This window comes from Kluyvera ascorbata (genome assembly GCF_023195735.1).
GTDB lineage: Bacteria > Pseudomonadota > Gammaproteobacteria > Enterobacterales > Enterobacteriaceae > Kluyvera > Kluyvera ascorbata.
In genome coordinates, this window is sequence record NZ_CP096201.1 from 3764385 (window position 1) to 3780761 (window position 16377).

At 52.7% G+C, this 16377-nt stretch carries 17 protein-coding genes; 7 read left to right on the forward strand and 10 right to left on the reverse strand.

Going from position 1 to position 16377, the window contains the following annotated elements:
* Positions 1–265: 265 nt before the first annotated feature.
* The 4 genes from tomB (at position 266) to MY052_RS18105 (ending at position 2153) form a co-directional block, all read left to right on the forward strand.
* A complete protein-coding gene (tomB, locus tag MY052_RS18090) occupies positions 266–640 on the forward strand; it encodes an Hha toxicity modulator TomB (protein WP_035891857.1) in 375 nt (124 codons plus the stop codon).
* A 25-nt stretch (positions 641–665) separates the two neighbouring features.
* Positions 666–884, forward strand: a complete 219-nt coding sequence (locus tag MY052_RS18095; RefSeq protein ID WP_035891858.1) for an HHA domain-containing protein — start codon at positions 666–668, stop codon at positions 882–884.
* 138 nt (positions 885–1022) lie between these two features.
* A complete protein-coding gene (gene maa / locus MY052_RS18100) occupies positions 1023–1577 on the forward strand; it encodes a maltose O-acetyltransferase (RefSeq protein WP_248537571.1) in 555 nt (184 codons plus the stop codon).
* A 105-nt stretch (positions 1578–1682) separates the two neighbouring features.
* Complete coding sequence (locus tag MY052_RS18105; protein WP_248537572.1) at positions 1683–2153, forward strand: YlaC family protein; 471 nt, start codon at positions 1683–1685, stop codon at positions 2151–2153.
* On the opposite strand, the gene pdxR is transcribed toward MY052_RS18105, so the two are convergent.
* The gene (pdxR, locus tag MY052_RS18110) at positions 2122–3579 is read right to left on the reverse strand and encodes a MocR-like pyridoxine biosynthesis transcription factor PdxR (protein ID WP_248537573.1); all 1458 of its coding nucleotides are present in this window, start codon (positions 3577–3579) and stop codon (positions 2122–2124) included. The two genes, MY052_RS18105 and pdxR, sit on opposite strands and share 32 nt — an antisense overlap.
* Positions 3580–3683: 104 nt before the next feature.
* Here pdxR and MY052_RS18115 point away from each other — a divergent pair, with 104 nt between their 5' ends.
* Positions 3684–4394 carry a GNAT family N-acetyltransferase gene (locus tag MY052_RS18115; RefSeq protein ID WP_248537574.1) on the forward strand — a complete coding sequence of 237 codons (711 nt, stop codon included), beginning with the start codon at positions 3684–3686 and terminating at the stop codon, positions 4392–4394.
* Here MY052_RS18115 and ykgO read toward each other — a convergent pair.
* The 3 genes from ykgO to MY052_RS18130 form a co-directional block, all read right to left on the reverse strand.
* Positions 4391–4531: a type B 50S ribosomal protein L36 gene (ykgO, locus tag MY052_RS18120; protein ID WP_003859006.1), complete on the reverse strand. Its 141-nt coding sequence runs from the start codon at positions 4529–4531 to the stop codon at positions 4391–4393. The genes MY052_RS18115 and ykgO overlap by 4 nt on opposite strands.
* A complete protein-coding gene (locus MY052_RS18125; RefSeq protein WP_035891863.1) occupies positions 4531–4794 on the reverse strand; it encodes a type B 50S ribosomal protein L31 in 264 nt (87 codons plus the stop codon). The genes ykgO and MY052_RS18125 overlap by 1 nt, the downstream gene beginning before the upstream one ends.
* Before the next feature lie 120 nt (positions 4795–4914).
* Entirely contained in the window at positions 4915–5988 is a 1074-nt protein-coding gene (locus MY052_RS18130) for a LacI family DNA-binding transcriptional regulator (protein ID WP_035891864.1), read from the reverse strand.
* A 269-nt stretch (positions 5989–6257) separates the two neighbouring features.
* Here MY052_RS18130 and MY052_RS18135 point away from each other — a divergent pair, with 269 nt between their 5' ends.
* A complete protein-coding gene (locus tag MY052_RS18135) occupies positions 6258–7523 on the forward strand; it encodes a maltoporin (RefSeq protein WP_248537575.1) in 1266 nt (421 codons plus the stop codon).
* 238 nt (positions 7524–7761) lie between these two features.
* Here the strand turns inward: MY052_RS18135 and MY052_RS18140 are convergent, their stop codons facing one another.
* The 6 genes from MY052_RS18140 to MY052_RS18165 all read right to left on the reverse strand — a co-directional run bounded on the left by MY052_RS18140 (position 7762) and on the right by MY052_RS18165 (position 14896).
* Positions 7762–8076 carry a PTS sugar transporter subunit IIB gene (locus MY052_RS18140; RefSeq protein WP_202218155.1) on the reverse strand — a complete coding sequence of 105 codons (315 nt, stop codon included), beginning with the start codon at positions 8074–8076 and terminating at the stop codon, positions 7762–7764.
* Positions 8077–8148: 72 nt separating this feature from the next.
* Positions 8149–10206 carry a beta-galactosidase gene (locus MY052_RS18145; RefSeq protein WP_248537576.1) on the reverse strand — a complete coding sequence of 686 codons (2058 nt, stop codon included), beginning with the start codon at positions 10204–10206 and terminating at the stop codon, positions 8149–8151.
* 28 nt (positions 10207–10234) lie between these two features.
* Positions 10235–11437, reverse strand: a complete 1203-nt coding sequence (locus MY052_RS18150) for a glycoside hydrolase family 53 protein (protein WP_035891867.1) — start codon at positions 11435–11437, stop codon at positions 10235–10237.
* A gap of 4 nt (positions 11438–11441) precedes the next feature.
* On the reverse strand, positions 11442–12293 hold the full coding sequence (locus tag MY052_RS18155; RefSeq protein WP_035891868.1) for a sugar ABC transporter permease: 852 nt from the start codon (positions 12291–12293) through the stop codon (positions 11442–11444).
* Between the two features lie 9 nt (positions 12294–12302).
* Entirely contained in the window at positions 12303–13610 is a 1308-nt protein-coding gene (locus MY052_RS18160) for a carbohydrate ABC transporter permease (protein ID WP_035891869.1), read from the reverse strand.
* Positions 13611–13663: 53 nt separating this feature from the next.
* Positions 13664–14896 (reverse strand): extracellular solute-binding protein, encoded by a 1233-nt coding sequence (locus MY052_RS18165; RefSeq protein ID WP_248537577.1) that lies wholly within the window; start codon positions 14894–14896, stop codon positions 13664–13666.
* 346 nt (positions 14897–15242) lie between these two features.
* Here MY052_RS18165 and MY052_RS18170 point away from each other — a divergent pair, with 346 nt between their 5' ends.
* On the forward strand, positions 15243–16352 hold the full coding sequence (locus MY052_RS18170; protein ID WP_035891871.1) for an ABC transporter ATP-binding protein: 1110 nt from the start codon (positions 15243–15245) through the stop codon (positions 16350–16352).
* Positions 16353–16377 lie beyond the last annotated feature (25 nt).

Consider the following 16377-nt stretch of genomic DNA (forward strand, 5'->3'; position numbering starts at 1 on the left):
GTCTAACTCTTTGAATGTTCTCTTTATCAAACTAAAGTATGAGAAGGTAAGGCATTAACGCCTTTCTGGATGGGTGTCGTTTATAAACAGACTAACCATTTGAGACTTAATTGTAATTTTTCGTAATAGCTCGGTGAAATCTTTTGCGGAGTAGATTATAGTTACAGCAGATCAGGAACACGTGCATGTTTCAGGTTACCCAGTAGTACCCATCCCGCACCGGTATTTTTTACTCGTTGTTTGAACTGCGATAAGGGGATGCGTTATGGACGAATACTCACCAAAAAGACACGATATCGCACAGCTTAAGTTTCTTTGTGAAACCCTGTATCATGACTGTCTTGTCACGCTTGAAGAGAGCAACCATGGCTGGGTGAATGACCCTACCTCGGCGGTTAACCTGCAGCTTAATGAGCTGATTGAACATATTGCAACGTTTGCACTTAATTATAAAATTAAGTACGACGAAGATAATAAATTGATTGCACAGATCGACGAATATCTGGATGATACTTTTATGTTGTTCAGTAACTACGGCATTAATAGCAGCGACCTGCAAAAATGGCGTAAGTCAGGGAACAAACTTTTCCGCTGTTTCGTCAACGCTAGCCGAGCTAACCCTGTTAGCCTCTCTTGTTAAAATTATTACAATCATTAGGTGAATTATGTCTGATAAACCATTAACTAAAACTGATTATTTGATGCGCCTAAGACGCTGTCAGTCAATTGATACGCTGGAGCGTGTCATTGAAAAAAATAAATATGAATTGTCCGATAACGAACTGGCGGTATTTTACTCAGCAGCCGATCATCGTCTGGCCGAGTTAACCATGAATAAATTGTACGACAAAATTCCTTCGACCGTCTGGAAGTTCATCCGTTAATCTTTATTCATTACAGGCACGTACCCACTTTTTCCGATCTGAACAATATCTGTGATTGTGGTCACAACGATAAAAAGGGAACGTTCCCAAAACATCATTCGCCTTCTATGGTGATGGCTTCCAGTACAGGGAGGCCCCATGAGTGAAGAAAAACGCAAAATGATTGCCGGTGATGTTTATCGCCCGGCTGACGATACGCTTAAAGCAGACCGAATGCGCGCCAGGCAACTTATTCATCGGTATAACCACACCGGACCGGATGAAAAAGCCGAACGTCACGCGCTATTGGCCGAACTATTGGGCACAACACACGATGCCTATATTGAACCGACATTCCGCTGCGACTACGGCTACAATATTCATCCTGGTGCCAACTTCTACGCTAATTTTGACTGCGTAATGCTTGATGTCTGCCCTATTCATATCGGCGATAACTGCATGCTGGCCCCGGGCGTGCATATCTACACCGCCACCCATCCGCTTGATGCCACAGAACGTAACAGCGGCATAGAATACGGAAAGCCGGTCACCATCGGTCACAACGTATGGATTGGCGGGCGAGCGGTCATTAACCCTGGCGTCACCATTGGTGATAACGTGGTTATTGCTTCTGGCGCAGTCGTGGTGAAAGATGTCCCAGCAAACGCCGTTGTTGGCGGTAACCCTGCAAGAATCATCAAAATGTTGTCCTGATAACAGACGCTGACTGTTATGCTTTTTTGCAACCGATCTGTTACTTTTCGTATTGATTGACGCAACATACAATAAGCTATTCCGCCCCTCGTTGCCGAGCAAAAGATGTCAGAGATCCAGCGATTACTCACGCAAACCATTGATGAACTGAACGCCACTGAAAAGCGCGATAATCGACCGCGCTTTAGCATCAGCTTTATCCGTAACCATCCCGGCCTCTTTATCGCCATGTACGCCGCGTTCTTCGCCACGTTGGTGGTCATGATGCGTTCTGAGACCCTGGCTGATACGGTCTGGCTACTCTGGCTGCTGTTTGCGCTGCTGAACGGCTTCTTCTTTTTCGATGTTTATCCGCGCTACCGCTATGAAGATATCGATGTGCTCGATTTCCGCGTCTGCTACAACGGCGAGTGGTACAACACCCGCTTTGTGCCAAAACAGCTCATCGAGCGGATCCTGAATTCTGCCCGCGTGGATGTCCAGGCCAAGGCCCAGTTGCAAAAAATGGTTTCAACCAAGGGCGAGCTGTCGTTCTACGATGTCTTCACCCTTGCCCGCGCTGAAGCGGTACAATAAGACGCTGTAACGTCCGTATCGCCGTCGTAAACTGCGATGCGGACGTATTACCATAACCCAGCACCAGCCCTGATTTCGCCTTCTGGCGGTCAAGATAGAACGTACTGAGCGCGCTGGGTGCCATCTGGTGTAAACGCGCTTGCCGCACCAGCTCCACGTCATCAATCCCTTCAATCACCACCGTCATATGCAGCCCCCCTTCTCCTGCCATCAACTGATGGGGAACGATCAGTTCTTGTTCCAGCGCTTCCTGTAACTGCGCCTGCCGTTTACGGTAAAGTCGCCGCATTGCCGCCAGATGGCGGGCATAGTGCCCCTCTTCAATAAAGCAGGCCAACGCGCGTTGCTCGGCACGGTGTCCGCCGCGTAATAGCGCACGTATAGCTGGCTGAGCGGCCTCAACCAGCATCGACGGCAGCACCATAAACCCAATGCGTAACGATGGAAACAGCGTCTTGCTGAAGGTCCCCAGGTAGACCACAGGGGCGTTATCCACCATACCTCGCATCGCTGGTATCGGTTCGCCGCTAAAGCGAAACTCACTGTCATAGTCATCTTCGACTATCCAGGCCCCCTGCTGACGAGCATAGTCCAGCAGCGCAAGGCGTCTCGTGGCACTGAGTACGCTGCCGGTAGGATACTGATGCGAAGGTGAGGTAAAAATCATCGTTGGCGACGGTAAGTCCGGCGAAATTTGCATCCCTTCGCCGTCGACCGAAACGGCTTCAACCTGTAGTCCTGCAGCCAGAAAGGCGCTTTTAGCGCCAAAATACCCCGGGTCCTCGACCCAGGCAGTCTGGCCAGGCTCACTCAGCAAATGCGTACACAGATTTACCCCTTCCAGCGCCCCTTCGGTGATGACGATTTGCCGAGCGTCGCAATCAATCCCGCGCGATAACGCAAGATGTCGGGCTATCGCGACCCGTAGCGGCCACTCACCTGCCGCATCGCCATAGCCCAACAGTGAACTCCCCTCTTCACGCAGGACGCGGTCGAGCAACCGCCTCCAGAGCGGTAATGGAAAATAGTTAATGGCTGGCGTTCCCGGCGTGAACAGCAGCGGTGGCGTATCGCGCGGCGAAATCTGCGGTAGTCGCTGTAAGCGTGATGGCAGCGTTACCCGCTCCAGCACGGCACCATCAATACTCACTGACTGTGGTAAAGACGCCACTCGAGAACCCTGGCGGTCCCGGCGAAGATACCCTTCCATCGCCAACTGTTCCAAAGCAGCGTTCACCGTATTGCGAGAAATCTGCAGCCGTTCAGCGATAACCCGCGACCCGGGAAGCCAGCTCTGCGCCTTTAGCTGTCCTTGCATAATGGCCTCTCGCAACGCGGCATACAGGCTACGTTGAAGTGTCTCTTTGCCGCGCATCTGAAGCGAGCGGGATAGCAGGGTAAAAAAGGGATCGTCGGGAATATTCATCTCAGCTCCTCGTGGTACCATAAAAATATAACCTGGTGGCACTTTTTACGGAACCAGTAAACCCCTACGCTCAGCGTATTGTTTATTTTCCCTAAGGAGAGGTTATGAGTCAGCTGAATCAATTTGGTCAGTTAATCGGCGATGCCCTGCCGGATTGGCAGCCACGTCCACATCCTGAGCGGGTGGTTCTGAAAGGGCAATACTGCCGCCTTGAGCCGCTAAGCCTTCAGCACGCCGATGCCCTGTTTACCGCGCACCGGCAGGCAACCGATACCCGCAACTGGACGTGGTTGCTGCGCGAGCCAGAAAGTTCGGTTGAAGAGTATCGTCAGTGGGTCGCCAGCGTCGAAGCGCTACAGGATCCACTGCACTTTGCGGTGATAGACCAACGAACGAATAAACCCGCGGGCTCGCTGGCGCTGATGCGCATCGACCCGAATCATGGGGTCATGGAAGTCGGCCACGTCCACTTCTCACCGTTGTTAAGCAGAACCCCCGCCTCTACGGAAGCGCAGTGGTTGCTTATGCGCTACGCCTTTGAAACGCTGGGCTATCGTCGCTACGAATGGAAGTGCAACAGTCTGAATGAACCTTCCCGCAAGGCCGCACTGCGTTTAGGATTTCAGTTTGAGGGTCATTTTCGGCAGGCGCTGGTGATTAAAGGCCATAACCGCGATACCGACTGGTTTTCGATTATCGACGGCGAGTGGCCAGCCTTGAATGGGGCATTTCAGAAATGGCTTGCCGCCGACAATTTTAGTGCCGACGGCAAGCAACTCCACTCCCTGGAGTCACTGCGAGAGTTGTCCGCTTAACGGCGCTTCTTGCGCCCCTGAACGGCCTTAAAGCGAGGGTTTGACTTGCAGATAACGTACAGTCGTCCTTTGCGTTTCACGATCTGGCAATCCGGGTGGCGCTGTTTGGCGCTGCGCAATGAGTTAAGTACCTGCATTATGAACCTCGTTTCACATCAATAAAGCGACCAAAACGCTGGCTGAAGCGCGCCACGCTGCCCTCGGTGGAGGCCGTTCTCTGCTTCCCGGTGTAGTACGGGTGCGATTTGGACGACACATCAATCGTGACATACGGATATGTCACACCTTCCAGCTCAATTTCCCGGTCGGTTTTAATGGTCGAGCCCACTTTGAAGTACTCGTTGGCGCTGGTGTCATGAAACACCACGGTGCGGTAATGAGGATGGATATTGGCTTTCATCTGGCCCTCGATATCATATGTTATAACATAACAATTACGATACGCCGTCAAAAAGCGCTTTGCAACCCTACATTTTAAGGGGATATAACCGAAGTGCAGACCGCACTTCGGCAAGGGAGGTTAGCGGCTGAGCTGATGCGCAATAGCGCGCAGCTGCTCGGCAATCGCCTGCATATCTTTGCCCTGCTCCACCTTCGCACCGGTAGAGTGACGCACGACAAGGCGAGCTGGGAGGATGGATGAAGTCCGTGACGAAGCGTTATCGTCGCTTTCAAGAATGCGGCGTACCGCCTCTTTGCCTTGCAGGTCGAGGTCAAGCGACACGGTGGTCAGCGCCGGATAGAAAAACGAGCTTTCATAAGTGTCATCGTAACCAATCACCGACTTTTCGCCGGGGATAGCCACCTGATGCTGATGAAATGCGCTCAGTACCCCTAACGCCATCTGATCGTTCCCCACCAGCACCGCCGAGAAATCCGGGGTTTCGCGCAGCATTTGCAGCGCGCAGGCGTAGCCGCTTTGCGCATCCCAGTTGCCGTGCAGCACGGTCACCGGCTTCAGGCCATAGCTGCTGAGCGTATCCAGCCAGCTTCTTAAACGCAGGTTGGCAGAGACAGAGCTCACCGGCCCGGCCAGAATCGCCATCTCCCGATGACCCGACTCATACAAATATTTCACGCTAGCACGCGTGCCATCTGCCGGGTTGAACGAAACGTTATACACCGAACTATAGGGATCAACGTCGAGGAAAAGACAGACGATATCATCGTTATCATCTGCGATTTTCTGCGCCATTTCGGTCTCTAATGGCACGTTGATAATCACTTTACTCACCAGCTGTGATTTCAGTTCGTTGATCGAATCCTGAATACTATGATTGACGCTCTCATCAATCATCGAAATCAGTACCTGATACCCCTCCACATTTGCGTAGCGTTTCACCGCTGCCGCAACCTGAGAAGGCGCATGCAGCGCCAGTGAAGTGGTCACCAGTCCAAGGGTATGACTGGTCTTGCCAACCAGCTGCTGGGCAAGTCGGTTTGGGACATAGCGGAGTACCTCGATGGATTTCTCCACCTTGTGGCGTGTGGCTTCGGATACATTGGCAGATTTATTGAGTACCCTGGACACAGTCTGGTAGGAGACACCCGCATGGCGAGCAACGTCTTCCAAAGTTGCGCTTTTAGACTTCATCGTCCGGTTCCTTATGTTGTTATCGCTAGATTGTAACAGGGGTCATCCCAAAAAACGTCTACCGACCTGATTTATGGCATACGATAACATAAAAAAGACATACGCTCACATAGGCATACAATAAGAACCGTCTTACACACTCAACCAAAAATGGCTAATTTATTTGCAGTTAATCACACATCAGCGATCAAATGTTTGCCAGTTTTTACATTTAGGCATTTTATTACACACGTTATGTGAACGTAATACAAAACAAAACGAGGATAATAATGAAAACAACCCTACGCACGCTTTCAATTGCGTTGGCTACTGCGCTGACTTCATCTTCTCTGCTGGCGGCAACGTCAGTTCCTATTGATTTCCATGGCTACCTCCGCTCCGGCGTAGGAGTTTCTAGCGATGGCGGAATGCAAGAATGGCAAAAGAACAAACTCGGCCGTCTGGGAAACGAAGCCGACACCTACGGTGAGCTTGAATTAGGCTCTGAGGTGTATAAGAAAAACGATGTCAGTTTCTATCTGGACTCAATGGTCAGCATGGTCTCCGACGGTTCAAACGATAACGAAACTACCCTCGGCGACGATGCGCAGTTTGGTTTACGTCAGTTAAACCTGCAGATTAAAGGGCTTGTCCCGGGCGATCCGAATGCGGTTATCTGGGGCGGGAAACGCTATTACCAGCGCCACGACCTGCACATCATCGATACCAAATACTGGAATATTTCCGGCTCCGGCGCCGGGATCGAAAACTACACCGTTGGCCCAGGCGCAGTGTCACTGGCCTGGATCCGCGGCGATGCCAACGATGTCGACTATCGCGTTGACGGCGATAACGACGTCAACATCAACTACATTGACCTTCGCTATGCGGGCTGGAAACCGTGGAGCGGCGCCTGGACCGAATTCGGTATCGACTACGCCATGCCGAACCCAACCGACAAACAGAAAGATTATGGTGGCCTGTATGATGCCGATAACGGCGTAATGCTGACCGGCGAAATTAGCCAGGATATGTTTGGCGGCTATAACAAGCTGGTGCTGCAGTATGCCAACAAAGGTCTGGCACAGAACATGGTCTCTCAGGGCGGTGGTTGGTACGACATGTGGAACTACGTCAACGATGCCACCGGCTACCGTGTTATCAACACCGGTCTGATTCCAATTACCGACAAGTTCTCTCTCAACCACGTGCTGACCTACGGTTCGGCGGATAACACCACCGAGTACACCGATAAATCGCGTCTGGTCTCGCTGGTTGGCCGCGCGCAGTATCAGTTCACCGAATATGTGCGTTTAATCGGCGAAGTGGGTGGCTTCTACCAGAAAGACTCCTACACCAACGGCAGCCACTATAAGCAGAGCGGCGAGAAATACACCATCGCGTTAGGCCTGGCAGATGGCCCTGACTTTATGTCTCGTCCGGAACTGCGCGTCTTTGCCTCTTACCTGAATGATTCCGAGCAGGGCAATGCCTTTAACGACGGCACCGCCAGCGATACCTGGAACTTCGGCGTACAGGTGGAAGCCTGGTGGTAATGCGTTAACCTGACTGAGTCATTGTTTTGCCCTAATTCTATCTTTTTTTATTTGCGCCAATTTTATATTTGCCACTCCATTATTGTTTCTATCATCTGGCCTTGGGGATAACGCTATTATTAGGTTATCCCTTTTTTTATCGTACAGATAATAAAAAACCCCGATATTAAATCAGGGTCTTAATACCATCATTTGTAGGCCGGCACGCCGGTTGTCTCAACAAACAATATAAAACGATTTATTTATTGCCAGCAAAGTGTTCATCTAATAACTGACGCAATGCATCAGATTGCTTGCCAAATATAGCGTGAACCTGCTGCCCCAGAATAATAACCCCCAGCGCACCTTCATTCTGCAACGCCTGAGAATCTACAACGGACAGATCTTTGACCGTGACGCGCAGTCGCGTAATACAGGCATCAACATTTTCAATATTATTCTGACCGCCAAACGCGCTAATCAGACGCTGAATTTGCTGTTGCTCATTGGCGCTTAATGGCACCGACGGTTTAGGCTGGGAGAAGTAGTGCAGGAAGGATTTAAGGCTGACCATCATCGACGCTCCTTGATTATCTACAGAGGTAAAAAAGCCTGCTCGGATGAGCAGGCTTGGGATTGCGGCGGATTATGCTGTACGGCGAACGATACGACAGTCCCAGGGTTGCAGTACCTGTTGACCGCTGGCATCAGCGCCGGTAGCGGCGTGCTCATAGCCATCAGGCAAGGTGACCGTCTGCGTCTGCGCGGTAAAGTTCTGCACAAAGACAAAGGTACTTTCGCCATCGGTACGCGCGGTTGCCACCACGCCCGGCGGGAAGCTGCTTGCAACCGCTCGAGGCAGCGCCAGTTCATCCATCAACGAGGCGAAGAAATCACGCTGGAACGCCAGATCGTTACGCGAGGCAATATGCCACGCCTTGCCCTTACCGACGCTATTGACGGTCACGGCCGGGCGACCCGCATAAAAATCATCGCGATACGCTGCCAGCGTCTGCGCCGTTTCAGGATGAATCAACTCGCACAGGTGGCGTACCTGGTACGGCCCCTGTAGGCCAACCATGTTCCCCGCCAGCCCCTGAACCTGATTACGTTCGCCGTCGTCCAGGCAATCGATCTCTTCTGCCCAAATACCTAGCAATTTGCGCAGCGGGCCAGGGAAACCTCCAAGGTGGCAAAGGTCGCTTTCATTGACGATCCCCGTCCAGTAGGTAGTGACCAGATGACCGCCGTTAGCAACAAAGGCTTCGGCTCGCTCAGCAAAACCGTCGCGCACCATATACAGCATTGGCGCAATCACCAGCTGATAGGCGCTGAGATCGCCGTCGGCGTCAATCACGTCTACGGCGACCCCTTGCTCCCAGAACGGACGATAGTGTTCGTTCACCGTCTGTTCATACTCCATACCTTTGTTGCGTGGCCCCTGCGCGTCGTCCATCGCCCAACGGTTCTGCTGGTCAAAGATGATGGCGACCTTCGCATCGGTGCGACAGCCGACCACGTCCGGTAGCTGGCTTAATATATTGCCAAGCTGAGTGACTTCGCGGCCAACGCGGGTATCAAGATGGCCAACGTGGTCGATAATCGCGCCGTGGAATTTCTCCACCGAACCACGGCTCTTACGCCACTGGAAATACTGCACTGAATCCGCGCCATGGGCTACCGCCTGTAGCGAAGAGAGGATGTGCATACCCGGTTTTTTCAGCTTGCTGGTCGGCTGCCAGTTGGTCACGCTCGGCGTGGACTCCATCAGCACGAACGGTTTGCCGCCTTTCAGCGTACGCATCATGTCGTGGTACATCGCGGTATAGCAGGCGAGCGTGGTCTCGTCTTTATCGCGATGCCACATCGGATAGCTATCCCAGGAGATAAAATCCAGCGGCTCGGCAAGCTGCGAATAATCGTAGTCGTAGAAATATTCCATAAAGTTGGTGGTTACCGGCAGATCCGGGTTCGCCGCCTTCAATGGCGCAATTTCATGACGACAAAATTCCGTCACCTGCGCAGTATTAAAACGTCGCCAGTCAAGGTTCAGGCCATGAATAGACACTTCGCCCTGCGGCGACGGCGACTCAATCTGCTCCCAGTCGGTATAGGTATGGCTCCAGAAGGTGCTCCACCAGGCGTGGTTCAGATTATCGAGCGTCTCGTACCGCGCCTTCAGCCAATCGCGGAACTTCACCTGACAGCGCGGGCAGTGGCACTCACCGCCGTATTCATTGGAAATATGCCAGCCCAGCACCGCCGGGTGCTGGGAATAGCGTTCCGCCAGCAGCGTGTTAATTTTCAGCGTTTTTTCACGGTAAACCGGCGAGGTCATACAGTGATTATGACGACCGCCGTGCAGCGCCGGAACGCGATCGCGCCCCACGCGCAGCACTTCCGGGTAGGCTTTTGACATCCATGCCGGGCGCGCGCCGCTTGGCGTGGCTAAAAAGACATGTATCCCAGCGGCATAAAGTTTATCAATAACATTATCCAGCCAGGCGAAATCAAATACGCCCTCTTGCGGTTCAAGTTTGGCCCAGCTAAATATCCCCACCGACATGACATTACAGTTTGCCTGCTTCATCATCATAATATCCTGGTCAATAATACCGGGATAACTCTCCCACTGCTCCGGGTTATAATCTGCGCCATGCAATAGCGCATTAACCTTCGGGCTCAAAGGCGGAAATTTTTGCATAATAAAACCCTGAAAAAGAGTGTTCAAATTAATTAAATACTTTTACCGACGGCAAGACTTTCCCTTTGCAGTCAAATAGCGCCTGGTTTTCGCGTGCATTACCTTCTTTCCATTCATCATGGATATATTTCATGCCCGCTTTCGTAGCCCAGGTATTTCCCGGAACGGCAATCCAGGTTGGCTCCCAATAGAAAATGCCTTTGCCTCGATGATTGGGAACATCAATAACGGCCTGCATTAAGTCATGAATATAGTTATATTGCCCCTGAACCGTGCCCGGATAACCGCCGTCTTTCTCCTCTTTCGCCTGGAAGCTGTTTTCTGCGTTATCGCAGTTCTCCAGGGTGTAGCCGTAGGCGGCTTCGACCACGATGACATCTTTGTTATAGCGTTTGCTGATGTCATCCATGTTGGCCTTCAGCGCGCTAATAGGGCCGTTCCAGTAGGTATACATCGACAGACCAATCACGTCATACGGCACGTTGCGTTTGCTGATTTCATCAAACCACCAGCGGAAGGTGTCGTTTTTAGTACCTTCAGCCAGGTGGAGCATGATTTTGACCTGCTCGCCGCCCTTCAGATTCTCTTTCAGCCCGGAAATCGCTGCGTTCAGCAGGCCTGCTAAACGGTCAAACTCGCCGCCGCCCTGCCCCCAGCTTTTGCCTTCAGGCCAGAGAATGCCGCCGTTAATTTCGTTGCCAATCTGCACCATGTCCGGCAGCACGCCCTCTTGCTTGAAGCGAGCGATGGTGTCACGGGTATAGTCATGAATCTCGGTTTTCAGCTGTGGGTAGTCCATCTTTTCCCAGGCTTTGGGTTTGTACTGCTTGCCCGGGTCGGTCCAGAAATCGCTGTAGTGGAAGTCCAGCAGCAGCTTCATACCCTGCGCTTTTGCTCGCTTCGCCAGCGCCAGCGTACTGGCGAGATCGTTATCGCCGCCGCCGTATGCTTTGCCGTCGGCATCTTTCGGGTCAACCCACAGGCGCAGACGAACGTAGTTCACGCCGTTGGCTTTAAGAATGGCCAGCGCGTCCTGCGGCTGATTTTGTTCGTTGTAGAAACGGGCGCCGTGCTTCTCGGCATCCAGCAGGGTCGAAATATCCGCGCCTTTAATAAAGTCCGCCGGCATGGCGTTAAACGGCTTTGTTTGCAGCGTCTCGGCCGCCAGTGAAGAGGCGGAAAAACTACAGGAGAGACAAACAGCAAGCAGAGCGGGTGCAAATCTTTTCATGTGGTTATCCTTTGGTGCTGCCGGAGGTCAGGCCGGACACGAAGTATTTCTGTAATGCCAGATAGAGAATCGCCACCGGTACGGCAATCAATACGGCTCCTGCCGCGTAGGTGGTGTAACTGGCGCCCATTTTTTGCGCCACCAGGTTGTACAACCCGATAGGCAGCGTGTATTTATCCGGCGTACGCAAGATGGTGCTGGAGAGAATGAAATCCCCCAGCGGGCCGGTGAAGGAGAACAGCGCCACCACCGCCACAATCGGCTTCGACAGCGGCATGATTATCTCGATGAAAATGCGGAAGTTACTCGCTCCGTCCATACGCGCGGACTCATCAAGATCTTTGGGGATCGCATCGAGATAGCCCTTCATCAGATAGGTATTCATCGGGATCATCCCCGCCACGTAGATCAGCACCAGCGCGAAGTGGCTGTTAATCAGCCCCAGCAGCTGAGAGAGCACGAAAATGGCAATCAACGCGGAGAACTGCGGGATCATCTGCAGCAGTAAAAACAGCATTAGCCCGTTCTGTCGCCCTTTAAAGCGGAAGCGCGAGAACGCATAAGCGGTGAAGCTCACGCTAATTAGCGTCAGCACCATAGTCAGGAAGCTGATTTTCATCGAGTTCCAGTACCAGGTCATGTAGTTCACCTGGCCGTTAAACAGGTCGGCGTAGTGCTGGAACGACAGGTTCTCCGGAATAATAGAGGTGCTCAACAGGCTGTTCCCGGCGTTGAGCGACGCGCCAATAGTCCAGATCAGCGGGTAAATAATGATGGTGGAAACCAGCACGATAACCAGCCAGGAGAGCGACAGTCGCACCCATTTTTCACGTTTAATACTTTGTGATTTAGCCATGTGATTCCCTTACGCCATGTCGTCATTTTTGAAGGATTTCGTGGCGCGGAACTGCCACAACGCCAGACCGACGACAAAAATCGACAGCAGAATGGTAATAGTTGCCGCAATGGCATACTGGGAAGAGGACATGGTCAGCTTATAGATCCACGACACCAGAATATCCGTACCGCCCGCGTTCGACCCGGCTACCGCCGGCCCACCGTTGTTAAACAGGTAGATGATGTTGAAGTTGTTAAAGTTGAAGGTGTATTGCGTGATGATAATTGGCGCAATCGAGTAGAGCACCAGCGGCAGCGTGATCGTGCGCAGTTTGGTGGTAGTGCTGGCGCCGTCCATCGTCGCCGCCTCGTAGAGATCGTCAGGAATCGCCTGCAATACCCCAGTGGTCATCGCGAACACAAACGGGAAGCCAAGCCAGGTCTGCATCATAATCAGCGCAGTCTTGGTCCAGAACGGGTCGGTCATCCACGCTTTTGGGCTGATGCCGAAGAACGACAGAATCGCGTTGTTAATCACGCCGAAAGAGTCGTTAAACATCCCGGCAAACACCAGAATGGTGACAAAGCCCGGTACCGCCCACGGCAGAATAAAGATGGTACGGATAAGCGGCTTAAAGCGCAGATCCTTCTGGTTGACCAGAATTGCCAGCAGTACGCCCACGGTACATTGCAGCGTGGTGGCCAGCAGCGTCCAGACCACCGTCCACTGCAGCACGTCGAAGAAGGTCGAGCGCCAGATGGACAACGTGAAAATATTAACGAAGTTCTTAAGCCCTACCCAATCCACCAGCTTCGCAGGCGGCGTGTGGTAAAGGTTATAGTTGGTAAAAGCGATGGCGAAACCAAACAGGATTGGGAAAATCACCACGAACACCAGCAGGATGAAGCCTGGGGTGATCATTAAATAGGGGAAGCCATCGCTCAGCAGCATCTGGTACTGCTTGCGCACGCTGTTCAGTTGCTGGCCATCGTCACGCTTCTTACCGTTCACCCACGCATCACGAAGGGAAAGGTAATAAACGGTAGCGCCAAAGGCGACAATCAGCACGCTGATAATCCCTTCCGCTAACAGGAAAATAGAGTTATCGCGCGGGACCTCTTCTCCCAGCGTGTATAGCCCCCACAGCCCTTCGCGCAGGAAGTCATAAAACACGCCCATAAAGCTGCTGAGCAGCACCAGGAAGATAAGTCCCTTCAGCCACTGGCGGTGATAGAACTGGCCAAAGCCAGGCACAATGGCCAACAGCAGGCCGCACCACGCATGGCGTCCGGCCCCCTGTGCTCTGTTTAAATTTTCGCTGGGATTGATAATCACACACGGCTCCTTCTGAAAACGGGAGGTCCCCCTCCCGTCCGTGACGTCAGTGCTTACTGGTTACTCGCCTGCATGGCTTCGATCTGCATCTTGACCTGTTTTTCGGCGTTATCGAGCGCCGCTTTCGGCTCTTGCTTACCGGTGAGGCTCAGCTCGAGCGCCGCGTTAGCTGGCCCCCACACTTCGCCCATTTCCGGAATACCCGGCATTGCCGTAGCGCGTGCCGCCTGCACCGCAACGGCGCTGGCTTTCTCATCGTTCTTGATAATCGGATCGTCAATCATCGCCTTCTGCGGCGGGATCTCACGCGTCGCGATATAGCGTGTTTTCACGTACTGCGGCTGGTTGATAAACGAAATGAACTTCTGCGCCATCTCCTTATCTTTACTCCAGGTCGACACCACGTAGCCCTTCACGCCAAGGAAGGAGCTCATCGGTTTACCGTCCGGCAGGTTTGGCAGCGGTGCCACACCATAGTTGATGCCCGCAGCTTCATACGGCTGGAAAGCCCACGGCCCGTTGATAACCGCCGCCGCTTTCTTCTCAGTGAACAGTGAATCGATGGCGTTCAGGCCGTTGTCGCCAATAATCCCCGCAGGGAACACGCCGTCGGCATAGAATTTTTTCAGGTAAGTGACCGCTTCAACGGCACCAGGCTTGTTCAGACCGACATCCTGCGCGTTGTAGCCGCCTTTGCCGTTATCGCCAAAGATATAGCCGCCCATCGGGCCAATCGCGCCCCAGCTGTAGTAAATCTGGTCGAACTTGGCGAGCAGGCCGTATTTGTTTTGCGCACGCTGTTTCTTCGAGTAGTCGTACCATTCCGGGAGGCTTGCCAGCGGCTTGTCGATTAAATCTTTGTTGTAAATCAGCACCAGCGTTTCGACCGCTTTCGGCACGCCATACAGAGCGTTATCCATACGAAAAGCGTTAATCGACGCGGGGGTAAACTCATCAATCTGCTTCTGGTCAAGCTTCAGCGGCGACAGCAGCCCCTGAACCACCGCGCCACCGAGCTGATCGTTGGGAATAACCAGCACATCTGGGCCAATCCCTGCCGGGCCATCAAGGCGCAGTTTTTCTAGCTGCTGCGCGTAGGGCATCTCCTGCACGTTGACCTTAACGTCATACTGTTTTTCAAAATCAGCGATGGCATCCTTAATTCCGGCGGATTTCTTTATGTCTTCCCAGACGTTAAGCTGCGTAGCCGCATGAGCCTGCAGGCTAATCAACTGCCCCGCGGCCAGAGTGGTAAGGATTAGTGCGGCAATGGTGTTCTTTTTCATTATCAACCTCATGTGAAGGTGTAACAATTTATCGTTTTAAACTACAGGGTACAGCACACTGTGACGCTTATAATGCTTGTTTAGCACCGAGTTACTCGTCTGCCTGTGATTTGTTATACGCTACGCTTTGAGTGATGATAAAACCACTGACAACTGCGAGTTGTGTGATCGTGATTGCAGAAATGAAACATCGATATAGGGCGCGTAAATAGCGGAAGTTATAGTCGTGCCATGATTTTCACGCTGTTGAGCACCGTTTAGCCAAATTGTCATACGTAGTACACAAATGACATTCAGCGGTCCTCATCCAACGGCAGGCAAAGGTTAATAACTTCGGGGAACGTCGATGTCTAATATCCGACTGAGGAATGTCACGAAACGCTTTGGCAGCACCGTCACGCTGCATAATGTCAATCTCGATATTGAAGACGGCGAATTTGCCGTATTTGTCGGCCCGTCCGGCTGCGGTAAATCAACGCTGCTGCGCATGATTGCCGGGCTGGAGGAGGTCAGCGACGGCGAAGTGCTGATTGGCGACGAAGTCATGAACGATGTCGCGCCGTCCCATCGCGGCGTGGCGATGGTGTTCCAGTCTTACGCGCTCTACCCACACATGACCGTTGCCGAGAACATGGGCTATGGCCTGAAGGTGAACAAAGTACCAAAAGACGATATTCGTCGTCAGGTTGAAATGGTCGCCAAAACGCTGCAGCTTTCGCACCTGTTGGACCGCAAACCTAAGCAACTTTCCGGCGGCCAGCGCCAGCGTGTGGCTATTGGTCGTGCCATCGTGCGTAACCCGCGCGTCTTTATGTTTGATGAACCGCTGTCAAACCTCGATGCCGAACTGCGCGTGGACATGCGTCTGCACATTGCGCGCCTGCACCAGGAGCTGAAAACCACCATGGTTTATGTCACCCACGATCAGGTCGAAGCGATGACGCTGGCCGATAAAATCGTGGTGATGAACTACGGCAAGGTCGAGCAGATGGGCTCACCGATGGACCTTTACTACAACCCGATCAACAAGTTCGTCGCCGGGTTTATCGGCTCACCGAAGATGAACTTCCTGCCCGCTACCGTCGCCGACTGGCAGCCAGGCTCGCTGACCGTGAACCTCGCCCAACAGCATACGCTGACGCTGGCGATAGAGACCGCCCCGCTTACGCCAGGTGCCACCGTCACGTTAGGCATCCGCCCGGAGCATCTCTCAACCGACACCAGCCGCGGGACGGTACTGGCCTTTAACTGTGAAGTGGTCGAGCGCCTTGGCAACAACACCTATCTGTTCGGACAATGCTACGGCCACGACAACGTGAAAATCCTGCTGCCGGGCGATGTCCACTTCCGCCCATGGCAGCAAATTGACCTCGCCTTCGATAACCAGCACTGCATGGTCTTCGATGAAGATGGCCTGCGCATCAGCGCCGATATTGCCGCGCCTAATCAGCATTAATCCCCGCCTTCCGCGCACGGCCTTA